Here is a 25678-nt window from a genome sequence, read left to right on the forward strand (position 1 = left end):
AGAGGTTTCAAACGCTGCCCATGGATCTGTTTCGAAGTGACCCGATTGCCCAGCCATTGGCCGCGCGCTTGCGTTCGACCAACCTGGATGAGTACGTCGGTCAGGAACACCTGCTCGCTCGCGGCAAGCCCTTGCGCGAAGCCCTGGAGCAGGGTGCGCTGCATTCGATGATTTTCTGGGGCCCGCCGGGCGTGGGCAAAACCACCCTGGCGCGGTTGCTGGCGAAAGTCTCGGACGCGCACTTTGAAACGGTCTCGGCGGTGCTTGCCGGGGTCAAGGAGATTCGCCAGGCGGTGGAAGTCGCCAAGCAGCAGGCCGGGCAGTACGGCAAGCGCACTATCCTGTTCGTCGACGAAGTGCATCGCTTCAATAAGTCGCAGCAGGATGCGTTCCTGCCTTATGTCGAGGACGGCACGCTGATCTTTATCGGCGCCACCACCGAAAACCCTTCCTTTGAATTGAACAACGCGTTGCTTTCACGGGCGCGGGTCTATGTGCTCAAGAGCCTGGATGAAGCGGCGATGCACAAGCTGCTGCACCGTGCCTTGAGCGAAGACAAGGGCCTGGGCAAGCGCCAGTTGAGCCTCAGCGATGAAGGCTTCAAGATTTTACTGACCGCCGCCGATGGCGACGGGCGCCGCTTTCTCAACTTGCTGGAGAACGCCTCCGACCTGGCCGAAGACGGCGGCGAGATTGGCGTCGACCTGCTGCAAAGCCTGCTCGGTGACACGCGCCGGCGTTTCGACAAGGGCGGCGAAGCCTTCTACGACCAGATTTCGGCGCTGCACAAATCCGTACGCGGTTCCAACCCTGACGGCGCGCTGTATTGGTTTGCGCGCATGATCGACGGCGGTTGCGACCCGCTGTACCTGGCACGCCGCGTGGTGCGCATGGCCAGCGAAGACATCGGCAATGCCGACCCACGTGCCCTGAGCCTGTGCCTGGCCGCCTGGGAAGTGCAGGAGCGCCTCGGCAGCCCGGAAGGCGAGTTGGCGGTGGCCCAGGCCATCACTTACCTGGCCTGCGCGCCGAAAAGCAACGCGGTGTACATGGGCTTCAAGTCAGCTCTGCGTGCGGCCGCCGAGCATGGTTCCCTCGAAGTGCCGCTGCACCTGCGCAACGCGCCGACCAAGCTGATGAAACAGCTGGGGTATGGCGACGAATACCGTTATGCCCACGATGAGCCGGACGCCTACGCGGCCGGCGAAGACTACTTCCCGGATGAGCTGGAGCCGCAGCCGTTCTACCAGCCAGTGCCCCGTGGCCTGGAGCTGAAGATCGGTGAGAAGCTCAATCATCTGGCCACTCTCGACCGTCTGAGCCCTCGGCAGCGGAGAAAATCATGATTCCTTTAGTGGTCGCGGTTTCGGCGGGAGGTATCGCCGGTACACTGCTGCGCTTTGCTACCGGCAATTGGATCAACGCCAATTGGCCGAAACACTTCTATACGGCGACGCTCGCCGTTAATATCGTGGGCTGCCTGTTGATCGGCGTGTTATACGGCCTGTTTTTGTTACGCCCGGAAGTGCCTGTCGAGGTACGTGCCGGCCTGATGGTTGGCTTTCTTGGCGGCCTGACGACTTTTTCATCCTTTTCACTGGATACCGTGCGCCTGCTGGAAAGCGGGCAAGTGCCGCTGGCGATTGGCTATGCGGCCATCAGCGTATTCGGCGGGCTGCTCGCCACCTGGGCTGGCCTGTCCTTGACCAAACTTTGATAACGAGAGACCGACATGCTCGATTCCAAACTGTTACGTAGCAACCTTCAGGACGTAGCGGACCGCCTGGCATCCCGTGGCTTTGCCTTGGATGTTGCGCGCATCGAAGCGCTGGAAGAACAGCGCAAGACCGTCCAGACCCGCACCGAAGCACTGCAGGCTGAACGTAATGCGCGCTCCAAGTCCATCGGCCAGGCCAAGCAGCGCGGCGAAGACATCGCGCCGTTGATGGCGGATGTCGAGCGCATGGGCACTGAGCTGTCCGACGGCAAAATCGAGCTGGAAGGCATTCAGACCCAATTGGATTCGATCCTGCTGGGCATTCCGAACCTGCCCCACGAATCCGTGCCGGTCGGCGAAGACGAAGACGGCAACGTCGAAGTGCGCCGCTGGGGCACGCCCAAAGCTTTCGATTTCGAGATCAAGGACCACGTCGCCCTGGGCGAATTGACCGGTGGCCTGGATTTTGAAACCGCAGCAAAAATGTCCGGCGCACGCTTTGCCTTGCTGCGCGGCCCGATTGCGCGCATGCACCGTGCCCTGGCGCAGTTCATGATCAACCTGCACACCGGCGAACACGGTTACGAAGAAGCCTACACCCCGTACCTGGTTCAGGCGCCGGCGTTGATGGGCACCAGCCAACTGCCCAAATTCGAAGAAGACCTGTTCAAGATCAGCCGCGACGGCGAAGCCGACCTGTATCTGATCCCGACGGCCGAAGTGTCGCTGACCAATATCGTCGCCGGCGAAATCCTCGACGCCAAGCAACTGCCGTTGAAGCTGGTGGCCCACAGCCCGTGCTTCCGTAGCGAAGCCGGCGCGTCGGGGCGCGATACCCGTGGCATGATCCGCCAGCACCAGTTCGACAAGGTTGAGATGGTGCAGGTGGTAGAGCCGTCGACCTCCATGGACGCCCTGGAAGGCCTGACTGCCAACGCCGAGCGCGTGTTGCAGCTGCTGGAACTGCCTTACCGCGTACTGGCCCTGTGCACCGGCGACATGGGCTTCAGCGCCGTGAAGACCTACGACCTGGAAGTGTGGGTGCCGAGCCAGGACAAATACCGCGAGATTTCGTCGTGCTCCAACTGCGGTGACTTCCAGGCCCGTCGCATGCAGGCGCGTTTCCGCAACCCGGAAACCGGCAAGCCGGAGCTGGTGCATACCCTCAACGGTTCGGGCCTGGCCGTAGGCCGTACCCTGGTGGCCGTGCTGGAAAACTACCAGCAGGCCGACGGTTCGATCCGTGTACCTGAGGTGCTCAAGCCGTACATGGCGGGCGTTGAGGTCATCCGCTAAATGGAATTTCTGCCGCTGTTTCATAACCTGCGCGGCAGTCGTGTGTTGGTCGTCGGTGGCGGGGAGATTGCCTTGCGCAAATCCCGGCTGCTGGCCGACGCCGGCGCGGTGTTGCGGGTGGTTGCTCCCCAGATCGAAAGCCAGCTGCGTGAGCTGGTGCTGGGCAGTGGCGGGGAACTGATGTTGCGCGGTTATCAGGAGGCCGACCTGGACGGTTGCACCCTGATTATCGCGGCCACCGACGATGAGCCACTGAATGCGCAAGTATCCAGTGATGCCAAGCGTCGCTGCGTGCCGGTCAATGTGGTGGACGCGCCAGCGCTATGCAGCGTGATCTTCCCGGCGATTGTCGACCGTTCACCCTTGGTGATTGCCGTCTCCAGCGGCGGTGACGCGCCGGTACTGGCACGCCTGATCCGCGCCAAGCTGGAAACCTGGATTCCCTCCACCTACGGTCAACTGGCTGGGCTGGCCGCGCGTTTTCGGGCTCAGGTCAAAGGTTTGTACCCGGATGTGCAGCAACGCCGAGCGTTCTGGGAAGAAGTGTTCCAGGGCCCGATTGCCGACCGCCAGTTGGCCGGGCAGGGCGATGAGGCTGAGCGCCTGTTGATCGAAAAGGTCAATGGCGCGCCGCCTTATGCGCCCGGCGAGGTGTACTTGGTGGGCGCGGGCCCAGGCGACCCGGATTTGCTGACCTTTCGTGCATTGCGCCTGATGCAGCAAGCCGACGTGGTGCTGTACGACCGTTTGGTGGCGCCGGCGATTTTGGAACTGTGCCGTCGGGATGCCGAGCGCGTGTACGTCGGCAAGCGTCGCGCCGATCACGCTGTGCCCCAGGACCAGATCAACCAGCAACTGGTCGACCTGGCCAAGCAAGGCAAGCGCGTGCTGCGCCTTAAAGGTGGCGACCCGTTCATCTTTGGCCGTGGTGGCGAAGAGATCGAGGAATTGGCGGCCCACGGCATCCCGTTCCAGGTGGTACCGGGCATCACCGCAGCCAGTGGTTGCGCGGCTTATGCGGGGATTCCGCTGACGCATCGCGACTATGCCCAATCGGTGCGCTTCATCACCGGCCACCTGAAGAACAATACCTCTGATCTGCCCTGGCAGGACCTGGTCGGGCCGTCGCAGACCCTGGTGTTCTACATGGGCCTGATTGGCTTGCCGATTATTTGCGAGCAGTTGATCAAACACGGGCGCGCGTCGGATACCCCAGCAGCGCTGATCCAGCAGGGCACCACATCCAACCAGCGCGTGTTCACCGGCACCCTGGCCGACCTGCCACGCATGGTGGCGGAGCATGAAGTGCATGCGCCGACATTGGTGATCGTGGGTGAGGTGGTGGTACTGCGTGAGAAGCTCAAGTGGTTCGAGGGCGCCCAGTCCCAAGTCTGAACGACTGACCCACTGTAGGAGCGAGCTTGCTCGCGAAAAACTCAAGGACGCCGAGGGCTACCTGGTAGCGCTGCGTTATCGTTGGCGTTCTTCGCGAGCAAGCTCGCTCCTACAGGCGGTTTACGTCAGCTCCACACACCTTTGCCTTGCAATGCATGGCGATCATGCTCGGTATCAAACCCCTGCAACGGCCCCTTCGGCACAATCCCCGTCGGGTTGATCGTGCGATGGCTGGCATAGTAATGCCCCTTGATATGCTCGAAATCCACCGTCTCGGCCACGCCTGGCCACTGATACATCTCCCTTAGCCAGTTCGACAAATTCCCATAGTCGGCAATCCGCCGCAGGTTGCATTTGAAGTGGCTGTAATACACCGCATCAAAACGAATCAGCGTGGTGAACAGCCGCACATCGGCTTCGGTCAGGTACTCGCCGGCCAGATAGCGATGGCTGCCCAGGTGCTGTTCCAGATGATCCAGCTCGGCAAACACATCATCAAACGCGCTTTCATACGCCTGTTGTGAGGTGGCGAAGCCTGCGCGGTACACGCCGTTGTTCACGGCGGGGTAGATGCGTTCGTTGAGGGCGTCGATGGTCGGGCGCAGGGCTTGGGGGTAAAAATCCAGGGTATTGCCGGTCAGCTCATTGAACGCGCTGTTGAACATGCGGATGATCTCCGCCGATTCATTGCTGACGATGCGCTTGAGCTTTTTGTCCCACAGCACCGGCACGGTGACGCGCCCGGTGTAGTCGGCGGTATCGGCGGTGTAGCGCTGGTGCATGAAGTTGAAACCGTCGAGGCTATCGCCGCTGGAGCCGTGGGCCTTGTCGAAGGTCCAGCCGTTTTCCAGCATCAGCCAGCTGACCACCGAGACGTCGATCAGGCTTTCCAAGCCCTTGAGCTTGCGCAGGATCAAAGTGCGGTGCGCCCACGGGCAGGCAAGGGACACATAGAGGTGATAGCGACCGGCCTCGGCCTTGAAGCCGCCTTCGCCACTCGGGCCTGGCGCGCCATCGGCGGTCACCCAGTTGCGGCGTTGTGCCTGTTCCCGTTGGAAAGCGCCATCAGCGCTACTTTCGTACCACTGGTCTTTCCACTGTCCTTCGATCAATAAACCCATGACTGGCTCCTTGGCTGATAAGCGTTGGAGCCCAGTCTAAAGGGATGAGTTCGAACTAAAAGCGCAAAGAACCGGCGTGAATGATCGATTAAATCGATTTATCCCGTGCGTCCCAGTACTGCTGGGCCAATTCGAACGCCTGTTGCCGCGGGTGGCCAAGGCCGCGCAGGGCCAACGCCATGGTGGCGATCAACGCCAGTTGCGGGTAGCTGTCTTCAACGTCGCCGCGCCACAGCGCTTTGAGGTGCTCGGGCTCAAGCGTGGCTGGCTTGACGTGGCGCTGGTCGGAGAGGGCGGGCCACTCTTCGTCCCAGCTCTGGCCGTCGGTGCTGCCATACAAGTGACTGAGGGTGTCGGGGTTGACCTCGATCTCACCGCCGTCGCCTTTGACCACAATCACGTTGTCACCCAGCAGGCCGCTGGCATCACGATGCACGCCCTGGTAACCGGGGTGGAAAATGCTTTGCAGGCCACAGCGCGCATTCAGCGGGTTGAGCAGGCGCGCCAGGGAGTGGATAGGCGAGCGCAGGCCCAGGGTGTTGCGCAGGTCGATCATGCGTTGTAACTGTGGCGCCCAATCACCCAGCGGGATAAACGCCAGGTTGCCGTGGGCAAAGGCGCTTTCGACCTGTTGCCAATCGCGGCACAGCGGGATCTGCAAGCTGTCCAGCAATTGCTCGGTGTACAAGCGCCCCGCGGTGTGGGCGCCGCCGCCGTGCATCAGGATGCGCACGCCGTTCTGTGCCAGGCATTTGGCTGCCAGCAGGAACCACGGCAGGTGGCGCTTTTTACCTGCGTAGGTCGGCCAGTCGATATCCATGTTCAATGCTGGCGCGTGCAGGCGCTCACGGACGGCTTCGGTGAAGCCGGCGAGTTCTTCCGGGCTTTCTTCCTTGTGGCGCAGCAGCATCAGGAAGGCGCCGAGCTGGGTGTCCTCGACCTTTTCGTCGAGCAGCATGCCCATGGCTTCCCGCGCTTCCTCACGGGTGAGGTTGCGCGCGCCGCGCTTGCCTTTGCCGAGGATGCGCACGAACTGCGCAAAGGGATGCTCTTGGGGCGTTACGAGAGTCAGGGGGGCAAAGTCGGTCATAAGCAATTCGTCGGCCTGGGCAGGCCCGCCAGCTTGGCGGCGAGTTTGGCGGGAGTGCCGTTGAACAGTTTGTTGAGGTGCAGGCTGTTGCCCTTATCCGGGCCCAGCTTCAAGGCGGTGTACTTGATCAGCGGGCGCGTGGCGGGGGACAGCTGGAATTCGGTGTAGAACTGGCGCAGCAGGGTGAGGATTTCCCAGTGATCCGGGGTCAGCTCCAAGGCTTCGGCAGCGGCCAGGGCATTCGCCACTTCATCGGACCAGTCGTTGAGGTCGACAAGGTAGCCGTCCTTGTCCAGTTCCAGGGCGCGTGCGCCGACGATCAGGGTGTTCATAGCCAGGTGTTGACCTTGTCGTAGTCGATGGACAGTTGCACGAAGCCTGGGTAATCGACGCTGTCAGCCCAGTCGGGCAGCGGCAGGTTGCGCGCCTGCATGTCTTCGGCCAATACAAACACCTTGACGCCTTTGGTTTGCAGGGCGGGCGTGTGCAGGCCGTAGGCACCGTCACCACACAGCAGGATGGCGTCCTCGGCGCCACAGAGGCGCAGGCAGCTGTCGAGGCGGCTGTCGGTAAACGGGGAATGAGACACCACATGTAGAGTCGACATCAGAGGGTAATCACCTGGTCGTAACGGTCAATCAGTTGGGAAATGGCTTGGCTGTCTAGCGCCTGCGCGTTGGCGGGTGGCGGCAGCCCGCGTGCGGACAGGCTATGGCTGCACGCGAACACGTCGTCAATGCCGAACAAGCCCAGGGCCTGCAGGTTGGCACTCAGGTCTTTCTGTTGCACGGCTTGGGCAGCTTGGTTCGGCGCCAGTTGGAACACGCCGTCATCCAGGAACAGCAGGCCAATGGGCAGATCGAACGCGCCACCGGCCAGCACGATATCCAGCGCTTCCCGCGCACTCGGGCCGGACCACGGCGCCTGGCGGCTGATCACCAACAAGGATTTGGACATGTCACGGCCCTCCAAAACAGATCAGGCGGTCGGCGTCCTGGATTGCGTCATGCAATTGACCCAGGCCCGACAACGCCCAGGGTGCCTCCAGGTTGACCGCGCTGCGTTGATAGCGCGCAGCTTCCTCGGCATTCAGCACGCCCCGGCGCAGGGCGGCGGCGATGCACACCACGCCGTCGAGCTGGTGCTGGCTGACAAACTCGCGCCATTGGCGCGCAGTGTCTTGCTCATCCTGGGGCGCGACAATGTTGTTGGACGCGCTGTACACGCCGTCCTGGTAGAAAAACAGCCGCACAATCTCATGCCCGCCGGCCAGCGCTGCCTGGGCGAACAACAGGGCGCGGCGCGAGGAGGGCGCGTGGGCGGCGCTATACAGTGCAATCGCGAACTTCATGGAAGACTCTGCCAACAAACGTCGGCCAATGATAAAGCCGCCGCCGCGAAAAAGCCCGCCGTGATCAAAACGGTCACTGTGGTTGATCGTTCTGACGATTGCCGACAGGTGCCCGGCTGCCTAGTCTGTGGGGATTCGCAACCCAACTGGAGTCCCTATGTCAGGTCCCTTGGCGTCCCTTAAAGTGTTGGATTTTTCCACCTTGCTGCCCGGCCCGTTTGCCTCCTTGATGCTGGCGGACATGGGCGCCGAGGTGCTGCGTATCGAATCGCCCACGCGGATGGACCTGTTGCGGGTATTGCCGCCCCATGATCGTGGCACGTCGGCCAGCCACGCCTACCTCAACCGCAACAAGCGCAGCCTGGCCCTGGACCTTAAGCAGGCCGAGGCGATCGAGATCGTGCGTGAGTTGGTCAAGGGCTATGACATCCTGCTCGAACAGTTCCGCCCCGGCGTCATGGAGCGACTGGGGCTGGGCTATGAGGCGCTGAAGGCGATCAACCCGCGGTTGATCTATGTGTCGATCACCGGCTACGGCCAGACCGGCCCCTATAAGGACCGCGCCGGGCACGATATCAACTACCTGGCGCTGGCCGGCGTGGCCAGCCATACCGGGCGCCAGGACACGGGCCCGTTGCCCCTGGGCGTACAACTGGCGGATGTGGCGGGCGGTTCGCTGCACGCCGTGGTGGGCTTGCTGGCGGCGGTGATTGCCAGGCAGCAAAGCGGGGTGGGGCAGTACTTGGATGTGAGCATGACCGACTGCTCGTTCAGCCTGAACGCCATGGCTGGGGCCGGTTACCTGGCTTGCGGGGTCGAGCCTGGGTGGGAGAACCATGTGCTCAATGGCGGGAGTTTCTATGACTACTACCGCACACGCGATGGGCGCTGGATGTCGGTGGGCAGTCTGGAGCCGGGGTTTATGCAGCAGCTGTGCGAGGCATTGGGGCGGCCGGAACTGGCGGCACACAGCCTGATGCCCGAACGCCAGGCCGTGCTCAAGCAGGCGTTGCAGGTGGAGTTCGAGAAGCGCAGTTTTGACCAGTTATGTGAGGTGTTTGCCGGGGTGGATGCGTGTGTGGAGCCGGTGTTGAGTCTGAGTGAGGCGGTGGAGCATCCACAGTTGAAGGCGCGGGAGCTGGTCAGCCAGGTGCCCCGGGGGGATGGCTCGACACAAGCGCAATTGGCCTGCCCGCTGAAGTTCTCCGAGGGGTTGCCGGCGCCCAGGCATATTGGGGTGGCGGTGGGGGCGCACAGTGATGAGGTGTTGGTGGAGTTGGGGGTCGGTGTTGAGCGGATAAAGCAATTGCGCCAGGCCAAGGTTGTGGGTTGACTGAAAGGGCGCTATCGCAGGCAAGCCAGCTCCCACATTTTGATTGCGTTCACAGATCCAAATGTGGGAGCTGGCTTGCCTGCGATGAGCATAGGTATCTACACAACTGTGTAGTTCGCAGCAGCCTCCTGTAACCACGATGCGAAGCGAGTCGCTCTTGATCTTGATCTGCTTGTGATCTTGATCTCAGGCGCCCCGTCAAACCACGCTGGCCGGAATTCGACAGGGATTTGGGGGGTAAACCTGCAGGGATGCCGGTTTAGCCGCCCCGCGCCATGGATGGCGCGTGGCGGCGGCCCCCCAAATCACTGGCGGATTACGGGCACACCGAGCCTAAGCGAGGTGCCGAGTGGTGGGGCAAGAGCGCTTTGCTTACTTTCGCGCTTTTCGAAAGTGAGCCGCCGTCAGGGCGGAACCCTAGGCGGCCGTTACCGCAGCAATGGATATGCACTCGGTATAACGGTGTCGACTGTCAGGCCGCCTTCGCGAGCAAGCCCGCTCCCACAGTTGGGTCGTGGGGCGTCAGGTAAATAGGCGTCGGCTATCCGGCCGTCACGGGAGCAAGCTCCCTCGCCACAGGTTTAGCGTCGTACCGAAGTTGTGTAGATACCTATGCTGCGAAGAGGCCCTCATTCCACCCGAGTTTCTCCAGTGAACACCAGAGTCTGCCGACACCGCCGACACAAATACCGCCGCCCCTGGCCCACCAGCCCATGGCGCTGCGGTGAAAACGGAAAATCACTGTCCGCACACGGGCAGCGGTAAATATAGCGAGTCACCTGCCGGCGCTTGACCTCGTAGGTGTGGCAACGGTCGGGCGGCAGTTCGTAAACCCCGCGCATGATCAGCTGCCATTCCTCGCCATGGGGCTGGATACGCTCGCCAAACAATTGGTGGGCAATCAGGTGCGCCACTTCGTGGGCCACGGTCTGCTTGAGAAAGTGTTGGCTGTTTTCACGGTACAACTGAGGGTTGAAGCGCAGCAGGTTCTCGTGCAAATGCGCGACACCGGCCTTCTGGCCCCGCAGCTTGAGGCTGACCTGGGGGCGTTTGAAGCTTCGTTTGAAAAAGGATTCGGCTTGCAGGAAACAATCTTCGACGCGGGTATTGAGTTGCTCGGGCATGCTGTACATATCTCCAGAGACGCCCAGTATGCCGCAAAGCTGGGTGTTTCCGAATCTGTCAGGCGCCGAATGGTCATGCATAACGCACAAAGCCACCTTGCGGTGGCCTTGCCTGCGGGGTTTTTCGGTCAACTGGTGTAGATCGGCCCGACGCCCAGGCCCCAGACGATCACGGTAAAGGCCATGATCGCCACCAGCACCACCAGGCCCACGGCCAATACCGAACTGGAAAACAGGAAGCCTTCATCCGGGTCGATACTCATGAAGGTCGGCAGCCCTACATACAACAGGTACACCGTGTAGCAGATCGCCGCCGTGCCCACCACCATGCCCAGCCACATATGCGGGTAGAGCGCCGCCAGCCCGCCGATAAACAAAGGTGTAGCGGTGTAAGTGGCAAACGCCACGCAGCGGGCCATGCTTGGGCTGGCGTCGTAGGTGCGGGCCATCCAGTGAATGAACGCGCCCATCACCGCCACGCCGCACAGCATGGCCGCGTAAGACATGAGGGTCATCCACAGCGCGCTTTCCTGGGTCAGCATCACCGGAGCGCGGTTGCCGATAACCCAGCCAACCTGAGTGGTGCCGATAAAGGCGGAAATGGCGGGAATCGCCGCGAGAATCAGGGTATGAGTGAGGTACATGTGGCCGATGCTTTCTTCTTTATCGCCACGGATTTCCCGCCATTCCTGGTCGGGATGGGTAAACAGCCCCACGACGTGATGGATCATGCCAGTCACTCCTGTCGTTATTACCATCGCCCCCCATCGGAGCGCCCACGGGCCAAATGGCCTGAAAGGTCTGGATAGATGTGCGACCTCAAGTCGCAGTATAGGAAGGGATGACCGGAATAACCGTAGGGCCTTTAGAGCAAATTGCGCTGTAAACACGGGCGCTAATCGCGGTGCGGTCTGTCAGGATTCATGGCATCCAGCTCCCACATTGGAACTGCGCCAGTCTTGCCGGTAAAATGCTGCGCTTTTCGTCACACACCTTTGCGGATCCAAGCGCCATGGGCACTCTTACAGTCAACCAGAACAAACTGCAAAAACGCCTGCGTCGCCTGGCCGGTGAAGCAGTCGCCGATTTCAATATGATCGAGGACGGCGACAAGGTCATGGTCTGCCTCTCTGGCGGCAAAGACAGCTACACCATGCTCGACGTGTTGCTGCACCTGCAAAAGGTCGCGCCGATCAAGTTCGAGATCGTGGCGGTCAACATGGACCAGAAGCAACCCGGTTTCCCCGAGCACGTGCTGCCGGCCTACCTGAAAGAGCTGGGCGTGGAGTACCACATCGTCGAGAAAGACACCTACTCGGTGGTCAAGGAACTGATCCCGGAAGGCAAGACCACCTGCTCGCTGTGCTCGCGCCTGCGCCGTGGCACGCTCTACACCTTTGCCGATGAGATCGGCGCGACCAAGATGGCCCTGGGTCATCACCGCGATGACATCGTCGAAACCTTCTTCCTCAACATGTTCTTCAACGGCTCGCTCAAGGCCATGCCGCCCAAGCTGCGTGCCGATGACGGGCGCAACGTAGTGATCCGCCCGCTGGCGTATTGCAACGAGAAGGACATCCAGGCTTACTCCGACTTCAAGCAATTCCCGATCATCCCGTGCAACCTGTGCGGCTCCCAGGAAAACCTGCAGCGCCAGGTGGTCAAGGAGATGCTGGTGGACTGGGAGCGCAAGACCCCAGGGCGTACCGAAAGTATCTTCCGCAGCCTGCAAAACGTGATCCCGTCGCAATTGGCCGACCGCAACCTGTTCGACTTCACCAGCCTGAAAATCGACGAGACCGCCGCATCGCGTTTCGTCAATGTAGTGAACCTCTGAGCCTTCCCAAGGCTCTAGTACACGGCGCTTGCGGGCGCCGTTTTCAATTCGACTGACAGGAGAGGGCATGCGTGATTACAAGTGGCTGCACGAATATTGTCTGAACCGCTTCGGTTCGGCGGCCAAGCTGGAAGCCCATCTGCCGGTGCCCAAGACCCCGGCGCAATTGCGCAAGATCACCGATGACCGTTACCTGTCGACCTTGGCGCTGCGAGTGTTCCGCGCCGGTTTGAAGCACAGCGTGGTCGATGCCAAATGGCCGGCGTTCGAGCAGGTGTTCTTTGGCTTCGACCCGGAAAAAGTCGTGCTGATGGGCGCCGAGCACCTGGAACGGCTGATGCAGGACACGCGCATCATTCGTCACCTGGGTAAGCTCAAGAGTGTGCCGCGCAATGCGCAGATGATCCTGGATATCGAACAGGAAAAAGGCAGCTTCGGCGCATTTATCGCCGATTGGCCGGTGACTGATATCGTCGGGCTGTGGAAGTACCTGAGCAAGCATGGCCACCAGCTGGGCGGGCTGTCGGCGCCGCGCTTTTTGCGTATGGTCGGCAAGGACACTTTTGTGCCGAGCGATGACGTGGTGGCGGCGCTGAATGCGCAGAAGATCGTCGACAAGGCCCCGACCAGCCTGCGCGATTTGGCGACGGTGCAGGGCGCCTTCAACCAGTGGCATGCCGAGAGCGGGCGGCCGATGTGTCAGCTGTCGATGATGTTGGCCTATACCGTCAACCATTGAAACCGCGGTGATGCCTTCGCGAGCAAGCCCGCTCCCACAGGGGAACGCATTCCACCTGTGGGAGCGGGCTTGCTCGCGAAGGCTGACTTTCAGGCGCCCGGGGCTTCGGCCAGTCGCCGGTTCAGTTGATGCCGCCAACGCACATACAGCAACGCCGTGCAAAACACCGCCAGGCTCGCGAGCATTTCCAGCACACCAAACCACTGGCGGTTCGGGTCATACGCGGCCAGCGCGCCCTTGATGAAATACAGGTTCACCACAAAGCACATCCACGAATGCCCGCGTGCGCTGCCCATCAGCATGCCTGGCGCAAGTATCAGCAGCGGCACCAGCTCGATCAGCAGGATGACCCACGGGCGCGCCCCATGCAGGTCGGCGACAAACAGGTAATACGCGCACAACAAGCCCACCAGGCCTAAAAACGCCAGCAGGCTCAGCGCGCGTGCCACCTTGACCCGCGGCTCCAGCCACTCCCGTGGCGGCAGGACCTTAGGCTTCCTGGCCACGGCCGTTCTCCAGCAGCGTGGCGGTCTTGGCCAGGCGCAGGCCCAGGGCCCGGCACAGGGTGATTTCATGTTGGTCGAGCATGCGCTTGCCGTCTGGCCCGGAATGGTGGCTGGCGCCATACGGCGTACCGCCGCCCTGGGTGTCGAGCAGGGCCTGTTCGCTATAGGGCAGGCCGGTGATCAGCATGCCGTGGTGCAGCAGCGGCAGCAGCATCGACATCAGCGTGGTTTCCTGGCCGCCATGCAGGCTGGCGGTGGAGGTGAACACGCCGGCTGGCTTGCCGACCAACGCGCCGGTAAGCCACAGGTTGCTGGTGCCATCAAGGAAGTACTTGAGCGGTGCGGCCATGTTGCCGAACCGGGTCGGGCTGCCCAGGGCCAAGCCCGAGCAGTGCTTCAGGTCGTCCAGGCTGGCATACAGTGCGCCTTCGTCGGGAATGCTCGGCGCCACCGCTTCGCACTCGGTGGAAATCGCCGGCACCGTGCGCAACCGCGCCTCCATGCCGCCTTGCTCGATACCCCGGGCAATCTGCCTGGCCATCTCGCTCACCGAGCCGTTGCGGCTGTAATACAACACCAGCACATAGGGCGTACTCACGGCAGAATCTCCAGCACGTTCTCGGGCGGGCGGCCGATGATGGCTTTATCGGCGGTTTCCAGGATCGGGCGTTCCATCAGCTTGGGATGGGCGGCGATGGCGGCGATCAACTGTGCTTCGTTCACGCTGGCATCGGCCAGGTTCAGGGTTCTGTATTCGTCTTCACCGGTGCGCAGCAGTTGGCGTGCGCTGATGCCAAGCTTTTTGAGCAGGGCCTTGATTTGCGCGGCATTCAGCGGGGTTTCCAGGTAGCGCACGACGGTCGGGGTGAGGCCGCGGGCTTCGAGCAGTTCCAGCGCACCGCGGGATTTCGAGCAGCGCGGGTTGTGATAAAGCGTCAGATCGGTCATGTGCGGGTCGCATCTTGCGTAAGGTGGCGGGTATTCTACCTGCGCTGGCGCCTGTCCTTAAACCGTAAGAGGCGATAGGCCGCAGCCAACGTTCATTTTTGCGAAGGAATACCCCATGACAAGGCGACTGATCGGTGCATTGGCGATCATCACAACCCTGCTGCTCAGCGGCTGCGGTAACGATTACGGCGTTGACCAATATGGCCAGAAAGTGGCGGCCGAACGCTTGGACAAACAGTGGCTGGTGGTCAACTACTGGGCCGAATGGTGTGGCCCGTGCCGCACGGAAATCCCCGAACTCAATGCCCTGGCAGAACAGTTGAAAGGCCAGAATGTCGGGGTGTTCGGCGTCAACTTCGACAATGTGCAGGGTGAAGAACTGAAGGCCGCCAGCGACAAGCTGGGGATCAAGTTCACGGTACTGGCGCAGAACCCGGACGGGATTTTCGAGATTCCGCGCAGCGAGGCCTTGCCGGTGACCTACATCATCGACGACAAGGGCAAGGTGCGTGAGCAGTTGATGGGTGAGCAGACGGCGGAAGGGGTGTTGGCCAAGCTCAAGGCCCTGAAAGGCTAAAACTGTGGGAGCTGGCTTGCCTGCGAAGGCGATAGGTATCTACACAACTTTGTGGGTTGTAACAGCAGACGGTAACCACGATGCGAAGCGAGTCGCTCTTGATCTGCTTTTGATCTTAGGCGCCCCGTTAAACCACGCTGGCCGGAATTCGACAGGGATTTGGGGGGTAAACCGGCAGGGATGCCGGTTTAGCCGCCCCGCGCCATGGATGGCGCGTGGCGGCGGCCCCCCAAATCACTGGCGGATTACGGGCACACCGAGCCTAGGCGAGGTGCCGAGTGGTGGGGCAAGAGCGTTTTGCTTACTTTTGCGCTTTTCAAAAGTGAGCCGCTGTCAGAGCGGAACCCTAAGCGGCCGTTACCGCAGGAATGGATATGTACACAACACAACTGTGTTGACTGCCAGGCCGCCTTCGCGAGCAAGCCCGCTCCCACAGGTTGATCGCGGGGTGTCAGGGTAGATTGGCATCGGCTGTCAGGCCGTCACGGGAGCAAGCTCCCTCGCCACAGGTCCAGCGTCGCCTCGAAGTTGTGTAGATACCTATGCTGCGATGGCATCGCTGCGGTGTACCTGATACACCGCGTCGTCCGCATCGCAGGCAAGCCAGCTCCCACAGAACCAGAGGACACCGCGTTAATACAGGAGCGTGCGCCTAGATTAGCCTTCTTCGAGCCATAAGCGGATTGGCTTGCCTTCGGCCGGCCAGAACCGCGTCTGCTCGATCGGCGAGATGTCCCAGCGCTGGACGCTTTGCAGGGCCTGGAAGAAGCGATGCTCTTGCTCCATCAGGGCTTCGGCGCACATTTTTCGGGTGCTGCCGACCGGGCCGAAGCTGAGCTTGTTGCCTTCGACGGTATACGGTGCAAACCAGTGGTTGCAGCCGCCATTGCCATAGGCCCGGCCATCGGCGCCCAGGGTGACGGTCAGGTGCGCGTAGTCCATCAACGGCCGCTCACCGATCCATTCCACCACGTAGCTGTGGTCGCGCTCGAGCTTGGCGCCATCGGCGGCGCAGCCTGCCAGGCCTACGCCGAGGGCGGCGAGCAGCAGCGGGCCTTTCATTGCGCGGCCTGCTGGCATTTCGGGCAACGATGCTTATCGCCTTCGCTGGCCCAGCCCAGTTCTTTGATACGTGCGTTGGCAGCCGGTTGCAGGGGTGCCTTGGTCAGTTTGGTTTCTACGGCGAATTCAAACTCCAGCACGGCGTCGCAGCTGTCGCAGTTGACCTTCCAGGTGTGAATTTCCAGTTCGCCGAACTTCGGCCCTTGGGCCATGGCGACCCACTGGCCCGCCGGGCGGATGGAGTAGCGTGCGTCACCTTCGACGGTCAGTCGCATCGACAGGGTTTTACTGCCGCGCAGGCTGACGATCAGGACGTCGCCATGTTTGATCGAACCACCGTTGCCGGTGACCTGGTAACGGCCCGGCACCAGGGCGCGGCATTCGATCAGGGTGTGTTGCGGGCTCAGCAAGCTGAAGCGGAAATCGTGTTCGGCCATGGATCCTCCAAATAGGCGCGGCATCCTATCACGGGTGCTGGCCTATCATGAGCCCGGTATGTGACCGCTGATCATCCCTCGACCAGGTTCTGCGGCCGGCCATCGGCCCACGCGGCGATGTTGGCCAGCGTGGTGCCGGCAATTGCCGCCAGGGCCTCACGGGTGAGGAAGGCCTGGTGCGCGGTGATGATCACGTTGGGGAAGGTCAGCAGGCGGGCGAGCACGTCATCCTGCAGGGGCAGGTCCGACCGGTCCTCGAAAAACAATTGAGCTTCTTCTTCGTAGACATCCAGCCCCAGGTAGCCCAACTGGCCAACCTTGAGTGCTTCGATCAGTGCTGGCGTATCGACCAGGCCACCGCGCCCGGTGTTGATCAGCATCGCACCGGGTTGCATCTGCGCGAGCGAGCGGGCATTGATCAGGTGTTTGCTGTCGGCGGTCAACGGGCAATGCAGGCTGATGATCTGCGCCTCGGCCAATAGTTCAGGCAGGCTCACGTAGCGGGCACCAAGTTCCTGCACCTGCGGGTTGGGGAAGGGGTCGTAGGTCAGCAACTGGCAGCCGAAGCCGGCCATGATCTTGGCGAAGGTCGCGCCGATCTGCCCGGTGCCAACCACGCCGACCGTTTTGCCGACCAGATCGAAACCGGTGAGCCCGTGCAGGCTGAAATCACCGTCGCGGGTACGGTTGTAGGCACGGTGCAGGCGACGGTTGAGCGCCAGAATCAGCGCGACGGCGTGCTCAGCCACCGCGTGGGGCGAATAGGCGGGTACGCGCACGATGCTCAGGCCCAGGCGCTGGGCGGCGGGCAAGTCGACATGGTTGTAGCCCGCCGAGCGCAGGGCAATCAGGCGCGTGCCGCCCTTGGCCAGTTGTTCCAGCACGGGGGCGCTGAGGTCGTCGTTGATAAAGGCGCAGACCACCTCGTGGTGTTCGGCCAGGGCCACGGTATCGAGGTTCAGGCGTGCCGGTTGGAATTGCAGTTCCAGGCCGGCCGGCAGCGGTTCGCCGAGGAAACTCTCGCGGTCGTAGGTTTGGCTGCTGAAGAGAATGACGCGCATTAAAAAGGCTCCCTGCAATGACAAAATAGATGCGTACCCGTAGGAGCGAGCTTGCTCGCGAAAAACGTCAACGATAACGCGTTCATTCTGGTTTAACGCGGTGTTCTCTGGTTTTTCGCGAGCAAGCTCGCTCCTACAGTAGTCAGGCGCTGACTCTGGCTTCACTGGCCAACCGTGCAATCGCCATGTCCAGTTCATCCAGCGCAGCCATGGCCTTGGCGTCATCCTGCTTGAGCAGGGTTTCGGCGCGCTGGCAGGCGGCCCGCAATTGCGGTACGCCACAGTAGCGGGTGGCGCCGTGCAGGCGGTGTACGCGTTCGATCAAGGCGTGGTTGTCATTGGCTTCGCGGGCGACGGTAATCGCCAGGCGATCAGCCTCCAGGGAGGCCAGCAGCATGGCGAGCATATCGGCGGCCAGGTCGGCCTTGTTGGCGGCCAGGCGCAGGCCTTCTTCGTGGTCGAGTACCAACAGTTGCACGCCCTGGGCCGCACCTTCGTGGGTGCGCTCCGGGCCTTGGTTACGCAAAGCCAAGCCGGTCCATTTCAATACCACCTGGGCCAATTGCCGCTCGCTGATGGGTTTGGTCAGGTAGTCATCCATGCCGCTTTGCAGCAGGGCGCGTTTTTCGTTGGCCATGGCGTGTGCCGTGAGGGCCACCACCGGCAGCGGCGTGCCGTGGCGCTCGCTTTCCCACTGGCGGATCGCCTCGGTGCTCTGGCGGCCATCCATGCCGGGCATTTGCACGTCCATCAACACTAAATCGAAAGTTTCCTGCTTCACGGCGTCGACCGCCGCGTAACCGCTTTCCACCGCCTGCACCTTGGCGCCCATGTCTTCCAACAGGGTTTGTACCAGCAGCAGGTTGGCCGGGTTGTCGTCCACGCACAGCACCCGTGGCGCACGGCTGGACAATGGCTCACCGGGTTCGCTGCGCGAAGGGCGCGGGCTGATCAGGTCGGCCAGGGAGCGGCGCAGCTTGCGGGTACAGGCGGGCTTGGCCTGCAATTGGCTGTTGGGGTTGGGCACCGATTGGTTGAACAGCATCTGCTCGGTGGTCGGGCACAGCACCAACACCTTGCAGCCCAGGTGTTCAAGGTCCCACAGGTGTTGGTTGAGGCGCTCGGGCGGAATGTCATTGGCCGTGACACCGAGCACCGCCAGGCTGATGGCCTGTTCGGTCTGGTGCGCACTGGTGATGCCGTTGGTCAGGCTTTCCAAGGTGTTGAAGGGCGTGACTTCCAGGCCGCAGTCTTCCAACTGATGTTGCAGGGCCTGGCGCGCCAGTTCGTGGTTTTCCAGCACGGCCACGCGCCGCCCCAGCAGCGGCGCGGCGGGCAAATCTTCGACGTCGTCGCGGGTTTTGGGCAGGTTCAGGCTGATCCAGAACTCGGAGCCTTCCCCCGGCGTGCTGTCGACGCCGATTTCGCCGCCCATCTGCTCGATCAACCGCTTGGAAATCACCAGGCCCAAACCGGTGCCGCCGGGCTGGCGCGACAGTGAGTTGTCGGCCTGGCTGAATGCCTGGAACAGGGCGCGCACATCCTGGTTGGACAGGCCGATGCCGGTATCCTGCACGCTGATGCGCAATTGCACGCTGTCTTCCTGCTCATCCTCGATCATGGCCCGGGCCACGATGGTGCCTTCGCGGGTGAACTTGATCGCATTGCTGATCAGGTTGGTCAGAATCTGCTTGAGCCGCAGCGGGTCGCCCACCAACGCCAGCGGCGTGTCGCGGTACACCAGGCTCACCAGTTCGAGCTGCTTGGCATGGGCGGCGGGAGCGAGGATGGTCAAGGTGTCTTGCAGCAAGTCGCGCAGGTTGAAAGGCACGCTGTCGAGCACCAGTTTGCCGGCTTCAATCTTCGAGAAATCGAGGATTTCGTTGATGATGCCCAGCAGGTTATCCGCAGATTTTTCGATAGTGCCCAGGTAATCGAGCTGGCGCGGCGACAATTCGCTTTTTTGCAGCAAGTGAGTAAAACCGAGGATGCCGTTGAGCGGCGTGCGGATTTCATGGCTCATGTTGGCCAGGAATTCCGACTTGATACGGCTGGCTTCCAGGGCTTCCTTGCGTGCCAGGTCCAGCTCGATGTTCTGGATCTCGATGGTTTCCAGGTTCTGGCGCACGTCTTCGGTGGCCTGGTCGATGCTGTGTTGCAGCTCTTCCTGGGCATTTTGCAGGGTTTCGGCCATGCGGTTGATGCCCGACGCGAGTTGGTCCAGCTCCTGGCTGCCCAAGGGTGGCAAGCGTGTCTCCAGGTTACCGTCCTTGAGCTGGGCCACTGCTTGCTTGATCTGGCCGATCGGCGAATTGATGGTACGGCTGATACGCAGGGCGAGGGCGGCGGTGCACATCAGGCCGATGGCGATCAGCAGCAGGCTGGCGAACAGGCTGCGATAGCCACGCAGCAACATGCCATTGTGAGACAGCTCCACTTCGACCCAACCCAGCAGGCGGTCGGCCTCATCCGGAATCAGCTCGCCCGCCAGGTTGCGATGGCGGCCAAACACCGGCAATAGATAGCGAGTGGCATCGTTGCCGGTGCGCTGCAACAGGTGCGAGCTGTTGCCGGTGGGTGGCTGGTTGAGCATGGTCGGGCCGGCGTGGGCCAGGGAGGAGCGGTCTGGCGCCAGGAACGACACCGCGCGCACATCCGGCTGCTCCAGGGACTGGGTCGCGATGCGCTCCAGCAGGTCGGTGTTGTTGTGGCCCAGGGCAGGTGCCACCAAGGGGGCCAATTGCTCGGCGATCATTTCGCCGCGTTGCAGCAACTGGGTCTGCAACTCCGAGAGCTGCATCCAGGTGAAATAGCCGCCCAACAACAGCGCCATCAGGCTGGTCGGTAATAAGGTCAGCAACAGTACGCGGCCTTTTATCCCCATTCTTCTAAGCACGCCACTCTCCTGCTACCACGTTGTTATCAATCATCCACGCCGGCATCCGGCCCGCGCCACCTGCGCAGTGTAGCCATTTGCGCGGCCTGGAATCTTGCAAATTAATGACATGCGGCAATCTTCGGGCCATTCGGCGCCGGGTGGCGATTGCCTGTGAACGTTTAATCTTGAATAATCAGTGATTGAGAATGACTTGCAGACGCTAATGACTCCCGCAGCAGTTGGCCTACCCAGTATCCTGACCATCGAAGACGACCCGGTGTTGGGCGCCTATGTGCACGAGCAGCTTGGCCGCAGTGGCTTCCAGGTGACCTGGTGCCGGAACGGCCAGCAGGGCCTGCAACTGGCCCGCGCCCAGGCCTTCGACCTGGTGCTGATGGACATTCTGCTGCCGGGGCTGGACGGTTTGTCGATCCTCACCCATTTGCGCCAGAGCCACGCCATGCCGGTGATCCTGATGTCGGCCCTGGGCGCTGAAGCCGATCGTATCAGCGGTTTTCGCCTGGGCGCGGACGACTATCTGCCCAAACCGTTCAGCATGGTTGAACTGTGCGTGCGTATTGAAGCGATTCTGCGCCGCGTTGCCCTGGACCGCCGACCCGAGCCGCCGCGTGCCCCGGCCCCCGAAGATACCCGGGTGCTGCACTTTGATGATGAGCGCTGCGATGTGTGCTGCCAGGCCCAGTGGGCCGGGCTCACGCGCAGCGAATACCGCCTGCTGGAAACCCTGCAACGCAATACCGAAGAAGTCCTCAGCAAAGCTTTCCTGTATCAGCAGGTGTTGCAGCGCGGTTATGCGCCCCATGACCGCAGTCTCGACATGCACGTCAGCCAGATCCGCCGCAAGCTCAAGGCCATCGGTTACATCGAGCGTGAAGTGCGCACCGTGTGGGGCAAGGGCTACGTGCTGAGCGGTCACGATGAAGGGCTTTGAGCGACTGCCCGGCAAACACTCGTTGTTCTGGAAGCTGGCCTGCCTGTTGATCGCCTTCTGTTTGCTGATGATTTGGCTCAGTTGGTCGTGGGGGCGCTACATGGAGCAGCAGAGCGCGTACCTGTCCGACAAGTCGCGGGAGATTCTCACTGGTTATGCCGCGGGCGCCGAACTGGCGTGGAGCACACAAGGCAGCGCGGGCGTAGATGCCTGGCTGCAGCGGATGGCCGAACGTGAAAGCACTTGGGTCGGGGTGATCGGTAATGACCTGCAGTCCCTGGGCAGCACGCCCTTGAGTGACAAGGAAAGCCAGCGCCTGACGTTCTTGCGCGGATTGGATTGGCCGGTCAGCCGGCATGTCATCGGTTTGCCCTGGATGAAGGTGCCTTTTCCGGTCGACCCTAGCGCGGGGTCGCTGGTGATCGAATTGCCGCAGCGCTTTATGCCAGGGCGCTATCAACTGTTCTGGCGAGTGGTCACCAATGGTGTGATTCCCGGTCTGTTTACCCTGTTGCTGTGCATCGGCCTCTATCGGCTGCTGATCATGCCCCTCAATCAATTGCGCGAGCAGGCCAATGCCTGGCGTGCCGACCAACTCAATACGCGGATGTCCCGTGATGCCACCAGCCGTCAGGATGAATTGGGCGAGCTGGGCCGCGCCTTTGACCACATGTCCGAACGCTTGCAGGGCACGGTGCGTTTGCAGCAGCAGTTGCTGCGCGATATGTCCCATGAACTGCGCACACCCTTGAGCCGCCTGCGGGTGGCCTGCGACAGTGAGCAAGACCTGGCCAGACTGCGCGAACGCCTGGGCCGGGAAATCGACGCCATGCAGCGCCTGGTGGAAGACAGCCTGCAACTGGCCTGGCTCGACAGCGAAACGACGCCGCTGCCCCAGGAAGATATTCAGCTCCAGGCGTTATGGGACATATTGCGTGAGAACGCGTGTTTTGAAAGCGGTTGGCCGGCCTCGCGCTTGCCGTGCCTGCTACCGGCAGACAGCTGGGTGCGCGGCAACCTGAATGCACTGGCCCAGGCCCTGGAAAATATCCTGCGCAACGCCATACGCCACTCGCCCACGGGCGGCTGCGTGCAACTCGACGGCTGTCGTGAGGGCGACTATTGGCATATCTGGCTGCAGGATCAGGGCCCGGGGATTGCCGAGGGGGACTTGGAGCGTATCTTCGCGCCCTTTACCCGCCTAGACGGCTCGCGGCCAGGCGATGGCGGTTTCGGTCTGGGCCTGAGCATTGCCCGCAACGCCGTGCAGCGCCAGGGCGGTCGCTTATGGGCGGAAAATACCGGGCAGGGCCTGCGGGTGCATTTGCGTTTGCTGGCCCGTTAGCGCTCAGCGCCGGCGCAGTTTGCGTTTTTTCCACTGGTGCGCCACCCACCAGCGCCAGTACGCCATGGTCAGGCAATAGGCCAAGGCGCCCAATACCACCCCCAATACCACCGAACCCAGCAGGAACGGCTGCCACAGTGTGCTCAACTGGCCGCTGATCCATTCCCACGTCAGGTTATCGGGCAAGCTGCGTGGCGGTACATTCATCAGCCAGGCGCCGGTCATATAGGTGCAGATGAACACCACCGGCATGGTGATGGGGTTGGTCAACCACACCAGGCTGATGGCAATAGGCATATTGCCGCGTACCGAGATCGCGAGCACTGCGGCGAGCAACATCTGCAACGGAATCGGGATAAACGCCGCAAATAAACCCACCGCCATGGCGCGCGCCACGGAGTGCCGGTTCAGGTGCCAGAGGTTGGGGTCATGCAGCAGCGTGCCAAGAAACTGTAATGACTTGTGTTCCCTGATACTGCTGGGATCGGGCATGTACCGTTTGAATAAGCGCCGGGGCATAAGGGGTCCAGGTCAATTCGAGGGGCAAGTATGCCCGGATTCTATAAACAGAAAATTCAGACTTTGTGACAAAACATCATAGGCGCTGTCGTTCAGCCGGCTAAGACTGAGTGGATCACGGGAAAAGGATGATCCATGAAGACAGGGATGTTGGCGTTGGCGCTGGGGTTGCTGACGTTGCGTTGGTTGCCGGCGCTGCCGCCCGGCGCCGTGCTATTGGCCATGCTGGCGCTGGCCTTGATGCTGTTGCCTTTTCGGTCCTATCCCTTGGCGTTTTTCCTGGTGGGGTTGAGCTGGGCTTGCTTCAGCGCGCAGCGGGCGCTGGATGATCGATTGCAGCCTGCCCTGGACGGGCAGACTCGCTGGGTGGAGGGGCGTATCGTCGGCTTGCCCCAGCAGACGGGCACGGGCGTGCGCTTTGAACTGGCCGACGGCCGGTCGCGCAAGGGGCGGCTGCCCAAACGTATACGCGTGTCCTGGCACGGCGGGCCAGTGGTCAACAGCGGCGAACGCTGGCGCCTGGCGTTGACGCTCAAGCGGCCTGCGGGCCTGCTCAATTTCCATGGGGTTGACCATGAAGCCTGGCTGCTGGCCCAGCGTATCGGTGCCACTGCAACGGTAAAAGACGGTGAACGTCTCGCACCGGCCCGCAATGCCTGGCGCGATGCTGTTCGCCAGCGCCTGATGGCGGTGGATGCCCAAGGCCGCGAGGCAGGCTTGGCGGCGCTGGTATTGGGCGACGGTTCCGGCCTGGCGCCTGAGGATTGGCAGGTGTTGCAGGACACGGGCACGGTGCATCTGCTGGTGATTTCCGGGCAGCATATCGGCTTGTTGGCGGGCTTGATCTACGGCTTGGTCGCGGTTTTGGCGCGCTATGGTTGCTGGCCCCGAACCTGGCCGTGGCTGCCGTGGGCGTGCGGCCTGGCATTTGGCGCAGCGTTGGGTTATGGCCTGCTGGCAGGGTTTGGTGTGCCGGTGCAGCGGGCCTGTGTGATGGTCGGCCTGGTGCTGCTGTGGCGTTTGCGTTTTCGCCATTTGGGGCTGTGGTGGCCGTTGTTGCTGGCGCTGAACGGCGTGCTGGTGCTGGAGCCCCTGGCCAGCCTGCAGGTGGGGTTCTGGCTGTCGTTTGCAGCGGTCGCGGTGTTGCTGCTGGCGTTTGGAGGGCGCTTGGGGCCGTGGAGCGTCTGGCAGGCGTGGACCCGGCCCCAGTGGTTGATTGCCATTGGCTTGTTTCCGGTGTTGCTGGTGCTGGGTCTGCCCATCAGCCTCAGCGCACCGGTGGCCAATCTGTTTGCCGTGCCGTGGATCAGCCTGGTGGTGCTGCCCCTGGCGCTGCTGGGCACGGCGTTGTTGTGGGTGCCGCTGGCGGGGGAAGCTGTGCTGTGGCTGGCCGGCGGCGCGCTGGACGGATTGTTCAAGGGCCTGGCGTTGCTGGCCGGGCAATTGCCGGCCTGGGTGCCGCCCGAGGTGCCGCAGGGGTATTGGCTGGTCAGCCTGGTGGGCGCGGTGGTGTTACTGCTGCCCAAAGGGGTGCCGTTCCGGGTGTTGGGCTGGCCCATACTGTTGATGGCCGTTTTTCCGCCCCGGGAGTGGGTGCCCCACGGACAGGTCGAGGTGCTGCAACTGGATGTCGGCCAGGGGCAAGCACTGATCCTGCGTACCCGCCACCACACCTTGCTCTACGATGCAGGACCGCGCTCTGGGCCTGTCGACCTCGGCGCGCGCGTCGTGTTGCCGTCGTTGAAAAAACTCGGGGTAGGGCAGTTGGACATGATGCTGCTCAGCCATGCCGACGCCGATCACGCCGGTGGTGCGGCAGCAGTGGCTCGGGGGCTGCCCGTCAAACGCGTGGTGGGCGGCGAAACCGAGGGCTTGCCAGCCTTTCTCGCCACCCAGCCCTGTAGCAGCGGCGAGCGCTGGGAATGGGACGGCGTGTCGTTTGAACTGTGGCAGTGGGTGGGTGGGCTTGAGGGCAATCCGAGGTCCTGCGTGCTGCACGTCCAGGCCAATGGCGAACGCCTGCTGCTCACCGGCGACATTGATCGCGCTGCTGAGCAGGCATTTCTGGCTTCCCCGCTGGCCGTTCCGACCGACTGGCTACAAGCCCCGCACCATGGCAGCCGCAGCTCTTCGTCCTGGCCTTTCGTGCAGCGGTTGGCGCCCACCTCGGTGTTGATTTCCCGCGGGCGCAGCAATACGTTCGGCCATCCTCATCCGCAGGTCCTGGAGCGCTACCAGACGCTGGGCAGCCGGGTGTACGACAGTGCCGAGCAGGGTGCTGTACGCCTGCGCCTGGGGGCGTTTGCGCCGGCGACGGTTGCGCGCAGCCAACGTCGTTTCTGGCGCGAACCGTTACCGTAATCAGGCGTTGCCAAGGTCTCGAACCGCGA

27 protein-coding genes are annotated in these 25678 nt (G+C 62.1%); 11 read left to right on the top strand and 16 right to left on the bottom strand.

All coding sequences use genetic code 11. The features are described 5' to 3' along the window. Positions 1–20 precede the first annotated feature (20 nt). Genes CRN80_RS21365 through cysG form a run of 4 tightly spaced genes read left to right on the top strand, consistent with a single transcriptional unit; the run spans position 21 to position 4408 of the window. Positions 21–1346, top strand: coding sequence for a replication-associated recombination protein A (locus tag CRN80_RS21365; RefSeq protein WP_098951004.1), 1326 nt, complete (start codon positions 21–23; stop codon positions 1344–1346). Continuing rightward, positions 1343–1717: a fluoride efflux transporter CrcB gene (gene crcB / locus CRN80_RS21370; RefSeq protein WP_003192080.1), complete on the top strand. Its 375-nt coding sequence runs from the start codon at positions 1343–1345 to the stop codon at positions 1715–1717. The genes CRN80_RS21365 and crcB overlap by 4 nt, the downstream gene beginning before the upstream one ends. 15 nt (positions 1718–1732) lie before the next feature. Beyond that, complete coding sequence (gene serS / locus CRN80_RS21375; RefSeq protein ID WP_098951005.1) at positions 1733–3013, top strand: serine--tRNA ligase; 1281 nt, start codon at positions 1733–1735, stop codon at positions 3011–3013. Next, positions 3014–4408 (top strand): siroheme synthase CysG, encoded by a 1395-nt coding sequence (gene cysG, locus CRN80_RS21380; RefSeq protein WP_032896685.1) that lies wholly within the window; start codon positions 3014–3016, stop codon positions 4406–4408. It begins immediately after the preceding gene. 125 nt (positions 4409–4533) lie between these two features. Here cysG and CRN80_RS21385 read toward each other — a convergent pair whose 3' ends face one another. The 6 genes from CRN80_RS21385 to tusD form a co-directional block, all read right to left on the bottom strand. Continuing rightward, entirely contained in the window at positions 4534–5529 is a 996-nt protein-coding gene (locus tag CRN80_RS21385; RefSeq protein WP_098951007.1) for a glutathione S-transferase family protein, read from the bottom strand. Between the two features lie 88 nt (positions 5530–5617). After that, on the bottom strand, positions 5618–6619 hold the full coding sequence (locus tag CRN80_RS21390) for a glycosyl transferase family protein (protein ID WP_098951008.1): 1002 nt from the start codon (positions 6617–6619) through the stop codon (positions 5618–5620). Then, a complete protein-coding gene (locus CRN80_RS21395; protein ID WP_098951010.1) occupies positions 6616–6951 on the bottom strand; it encodes a TusE/DsrC/DsvC family sulfur relay protein in 336 nt (111 codons plus the stop codon). The genes CRN80_RS21390 and CRN80_RS21395 overlap by 4 nt, the downstream gene beginning before the upstream one ends. Continuing rightward, complete coding sequence (tusB, locus tag CRN80_RS21400; RefSeq protein WP_044274586.1) at positions 6948–7226, bottom strand: sulfurtransferase complex subunit TusB; 279 nt, start codon at positions 7224–7226, stop codon at positions 6948–6950. Before tusB ends, CRN80_RS21395 begins: the two co-directional genes overlap by 4 nt. Continuing rightward, positions 7226–7576: a sulfurtransferase complex subunit TusC gene (gene tusC / locus CRN80_RS21405; protein WP_032896693.1), complete on the bottom strand. Its 351-nt coding sequence runs from the start codon at positions 7574–7576 to the stop codon at positions 7226–7228. The genes tusB and tusC overlap by 1 nt, the downstream gene beginning before the upstream one ends. Before the next feature lies 1 nt (position 7577). Then, positions 7578–7970 carry a sulfurtransferase complex subunit TusD gene (tusD, locus tag CRN80_RS21410; RefSeq protein WP_032896695.1) on the bottom strand — a complete coding sequence of 131 codons (393 nt, stop codon included), beginning with the start codon at positions 7968–7970 and terminating at the stop codon, positions 7578–7580. A 157-nt stretch (positions 7971–8127) separates the two neighbouring features. On the opposite strand from tusD, the gene CRN80_RS21415 reads away from it, so the two are divergent. Continuing rightward, positions 8128–9303 (top strand): CaiB/BaiF CoA-transferase family protein, encoded by a 1176-nt coding sequence (locus CRN80_RS21415; protein ID WP_098951011.1) that lies wholly within the window; start codon positions 8128–8130, stop codon positions 9301–9303. 629 nt (positions 9304–9932) lie between these two features. Here the strand turns inward: CRN80_RS21415 and CRN80_RS21425 are convergent. Continuing rightward, the gene (locus CRN80_RS21425) at positions 9933–10427 is read right to left on the bottom strand and encodes a SprT family zinc-dependent metalloprotease (RefSeq protein ID WP_032897884.1); all 495 of its coding nucleotides are present in this window, start codon (positions 10425–10427) and stop codon (positions 9933–9935) included. Between the two features lie 128 nt (positions 10428–10555). Then, positions 10556–11158 (bottom strand): Yip1 family protein, encoded by a 603-nt coding sequence (locus tag CRN80_RS21430; protein WP_003192065.1) that lies wholly within the window; start codon positions 11156–11158, stop codon positions 10556–10558. Between the two features lie 281 nt (positions 11159–11439). Here CRN80_RS21430 and ttcA point away from each other — a divergent pair, with 281 nt between their 5' ends. Together ttcA and CRN80_RS21440 are read left to right on the top strand one after the other, a co-directional pair. Further along, positions 11440–12264, top strand: coding sequence for a tRNA 2-thiocytidine(32) synthetase TtcA (gene ttcA, locus CRN80_RS21435; protein WP_014718888.1), 825 nt, complete (start codon positions 11440–11442; stop codon positions 12262–12264). Between the two features lie 67 nt (positions 12265–12331). Continuing rightward, positions 12332–13003, top strand: coding sequence for a DNA-3-methyladenine glycosylase I (locus tag CRN80_RS21440; RefSeq protein ID WP_034127867.1), 672 nt, complete (start codon positions 12332–12334; stop codon positions 13001–13003). A gap of 89 nt (positions 13004–13092) precedes the next feature. On the opposite strand, the gene CRN80_RS21445 is transcribed toward CRN80_RS21440, so the two are convergent. The 3 genes from CRN80_RS21445 to arsC are packed head-to-tail and all read right to left on the bottom strand — an operon-like array spanning position 13093 to position 14457. Next, positions 13093–13509 carry a DUF2069 domain-containing protein gene (locus tag CRN80_RS21445; protein ID WP_098951013.1) on the bottom strand — a complete coding sequence of 139 codons (417 nt, stop codon included), beginning with the start codon at positions 13507–13509 and terminating at the stop codon, positions 13093–13095. Beyond that, the gene (gene wrbA, locus CRN80_RS21450; RefSeq protein ID WP_003192060.1) at positions 13493–14107 is read right to left on the bottom strand and encodes an NAD(P)H:quinone oxidoreductase; all 615 of its coding nucleotides are present in this window, start codon (positions 14105–14107) and stop codon (positions 13493–13495) included. The genes CRN80_RS21445 and wrbA overlap by 17 nt, the downstream gene beginning before the upstream one ends. Beyond that, a complete protein-coding gene (gene arsC / locus CRN80_RS21455) occupies positions 14104–14457 on the bottom strand; it encodes an arsenate reductase (glutaredoxin) (RefSeq protein WP_098951014.1) in 354 nt (117 codons plus the stop codon). Before arsC ends, wrbA begins: the two co-directional genes overlap by 4 nt. A gap of 115 nt (positions 14458–14572) precedes the next feature. Here arsC and CRN80_RS21460 point away from each other — a divergent pair, with 115 nt between their 5' ends. Beyond that, positions 14573–15034, top strand: a complete 462-nt coding sequence (locus tag CRN80_RS21460) for a TlpA disulfide reductase family protein (RefSeq protein ID WP_003192057.1) — start codon at positions 14573–14575, stop codon at positions 15032–15034. A 657-nt stretch (positions 15035–15691) separates the two neighbouring features. On the opposite strand, the gene CRN80_RS21470 is transcribed toward CRN80_RS21460, so the two are convergent. The 4 genes from CRN80_RS21470 to CRN80_RS21485 form a co-directional block, all read right to left on the bottom strand. Then, entirely contained in the window at positions 15692–16096 is a 405-nt protein-coding gene (locus tag CRN80_RS21470; protein WP_098951018.1) for an META domain-containing protein, read from the bottom strand. Next, entirely contained in the window at positions 16093–16533 is a 441-nt protein-coding gene (locus CRN80_RS21475; protein ID WP_003192054.1) for a hypothetical protein, read from the bottom strand. Before CRN80_RS21475 ends, CRN80_RS21470 begins: the two co-directional genes overlap by 4 nt. A 71-nt stretch (positions 16534–16604) precedes the next feature. After that, positions 16605–17594: a 2-hydroxyacid dehydrogenase gene (locus CRN80_RS21480; RefSeq protein WP_098951020.1), complete on the bottom strand. Its 990-nt coding sequence runs from the start codon at positions 17592–17594 to the stop codon at positions 16605–16607. A 142-nt stretch (positions 17595–17736) separates the two neighbouring features. Then, complete coding sequence (locus tag CRN80_RS21485; RefSeq protein ID WP_032896707.1) at positions 17737–20490, bottom strand: response regulator; 2754 nt, start codon at positions 20488–20490, stop codon at positions 17737–17739. Positions 20491–20695: 205 nt separating this feature from the next. On the opposite strand from CRN80_RS21485, the gene CRN80_RS21490 reads away from it, so the two are divergent. Next, positions 20696–21424, top strand: a complete 729-nt coding sequence (locus CRN80_RS21490; RefSeq protein WP_098951021.1) for a response regulator transcription factor — start codon at positions 20696–20698, stop codon at positions 21422–21424. Continuing rightward, positions 21411–22769 (top strand): sensor histidine kinase, encoded by a 1359-nt coding sequence (locus CRN80_RS21495; protein ID WP_098951023.1) that lies wholly within the window; start codon positions 21411–21413, stop codon positions 22767–22769. The genes CRN80_RS21490 and CRN80_RS21495 overlap by 14 nt, the downstream gene beginning before the upstream one ends. 3 nt (positions 22770–22772) lie before the next feature. Here the strand turns inward: CRN80_RS21495 and CRN80_RS21500 are convergent, their stop codons facing one another. Next, positions 22773–23288, bottom strand: a complete 516-nt coding sequence (locus tag CRN80_RS21500) for a DUF2062 domain-containing protein (RefSeq protein WP_003192045.1) — start codon at positions 23286–23288, stop codon at positions 22773–22775. A 135-nt stretch (positions 23289–23423) separates the two neighbouring features. Here CRN80_RS21500 and CRN80_RS21505 point away from each other — a divergent pair, with 135 nt between their 5' ends. Further along, positions 23424–25649 (top strand): DNA internalization-related competence protein ComEC/Rec2, encoded by a 2226-nt coding sequence (locus CRN80_RS21505; RefSeq protein ID WP_256588526.1) that lies wholly within the window; start codon positions 23424–23426, stop codon positions 25647–25649. Positions 25650–25678 lie beyond the last annotated feature (29 nt).

It is taken from the genome of Pseudomonas sp. FDAARGOS_380, assembly GCF_002591235.1.
Lineage (GTDB): Bacteria > Pseudomonadota > Gammaproteobacteria > Pseudomonadales > Pseudomonadaceae > Aquipseudomonas > Aquipseudomonas salmasensis.

Bases quoted from the DNA above. Each gene is read 5' to 3' on its own strand.
- CRN80_RS21365 (WP_098951004.1), top strand. From the start codon at position 21: ATGGATCTGTTTCGAAGTGACCCGATTGCCCAGCCATTGGCCGCGCGC.
- CRN80_RS21430 (WP_003192065.1), bottom strand. From the start codon at position 11,158: ATGATCCATCACGTCGTGGGGCTGTTTACCCATCCCGACCAGGAATGG.
- cysG (WP_032896685.1), top strand. From the start codon at position 3,014: ATGGAATTTCTGCCGCTGTTTCATAACCTGCGCGGCAGTCGTGTGTTG.
- CRN80_RS21440 (WP_034127867.1), top strand. From the start codon at position 12,332: ATGCGTGATTACAAGTGGCTGCACGAATATTGTCTGAACCGCTTCGGT.
- tusD (WP_032896695.1), bottom strand. From the start codon at position 7,970: ATGAAGTTCGCGATTGCACTGTATAGCGCCGCCCACGCGCCCTCCTCG.
- tusB (WP_044274586.1), bottom strand. From the start codon at position 7,226: ATGTCGACTCTACATGTGGTGTCTCATTCCCCGTTTACCGACAGCCGC.
- serS (WP_098951005.1), top strand. From the start codon at position 1,733: ATGCTCGATTCCAAACTGTTACGTAGCAACCTTCAGGACGTAGCGGAC.
- CRN80_RS21415 (WP_098951011.1), top strand. From the start codon at position 8,128: ATGTCAGGTCCCTTGGCGTCCCTTAAAGTGTTGGATTTTTCCACCTTG.
- CRN80_RS21480 (WP_098951020.1), bottom strand. From the start codon at position 17,594: ATGCGCGTCATTCTCTTCAGCAGCCAAACCTACGACCGCGAGAGTTTC.
- CRN80_RS21475 (WP_003192054.1), bottom strand. From the start codon at position 16,533: ATGGCCGAACACGATTTCCGCTTCAGCTTGCTGAGCCCGCAACACACC.
- CRN80_RS21505 (WP_256588526.1), top strand. From the start codon at position 23,424: ATGAAGACAGGGATGTTGGCGTTGGCGCTGGGGTTGCTGACGTTGCGT.
- CRN80_RS21425 (WP_032897884.1), bottom strand. From the start codon at position 10,427: ATGCCCGAGCAACTCAATACCCGCGTCGAAGATTGTTTCCTGCAAGCC.
- CRN80_RS21500 (WP_003192045.1), bottom strand. From the start codon at position 23,288: ATGCCCCGGCGCTTATTCAAACGGTACATGCCCGATCCCAGCAGTATC.
- CRN80_RS21385 (WP_098951007.1), bottom strand. From the start codon at position 5,529: ATGGGTTTATTGATCGAAGGACAGTGGAAAGACCAGTGGTACGAAAGT.
- CRN80_RS21490 (WP_098951021.1), top strand. From the start codon at position 20,696: ATGACTCCCGCAGCAGTTGGCCTACCCAGTATCCTGACCATCGAAGAC.
- CRN80_RS21395 (WP_098951010.1), bottom strand. From the start codon at position 6,951: ATGAACACCCTGATCGTCGGCGCACGCGCCCTGGAACTGGACAAGGAC.
- ttcA (WP_014718888.1), top strand. From the start codon at position 11,440: ATGGGCACTCTTACAGTCAACCAGAACAAACTGCAAAAACGCCTGCGT.
- CRN80_RS21460 (WP_003192057.1), top strand. From the start codon at position 14,573: ATGACAAGGCGACTGATCGGTGCATTGGCGATCATCACAACCCTGCTG.
- CRN80_RS21470 (WP_098951018.1), bottom strand. From the start codon at position 16,096: ATGAAAGGCCCGCTGCTGCTCGCCGCCCTCGGCGTAGGCCTGGCAGGC.
- CRN80_RS21390 (WP_098951008.1), bottom strand. From the start codon at position 6,619: ATGACCGACTTTGCCCCCCTGACTCTCGTAACGCCCCAAGAGCATCCC.
- tusC (WP_032896693.1), bottom strand. From the start codon at position 7,576: ATGTCCAAATCCTTGTTGGTGATCAGCCGCCAGGCGCCGTGGTCCGGC.
- arsC (WP_098951014.1), bottom strand. From the start codon at position 14,457: ATGACCGATCTGACGCTTTATCACAACCCGCGCTGCTCGAAATCCCGC.
- CRN80_RS21495 (WP_098951023.1), top strand. From the start codon at position 21,411: ATGAAGGGCTTTGAGCGACTGCCCGGCAAACACTCGTTGTTCTGGAAG.
- crcB (WP_003192080.1), top strand. From the start codon at position 1,343: ATGATTCCTTTAGTGGTCGCGGTTTCGGCGGGAGGTATCGCCGGTACA.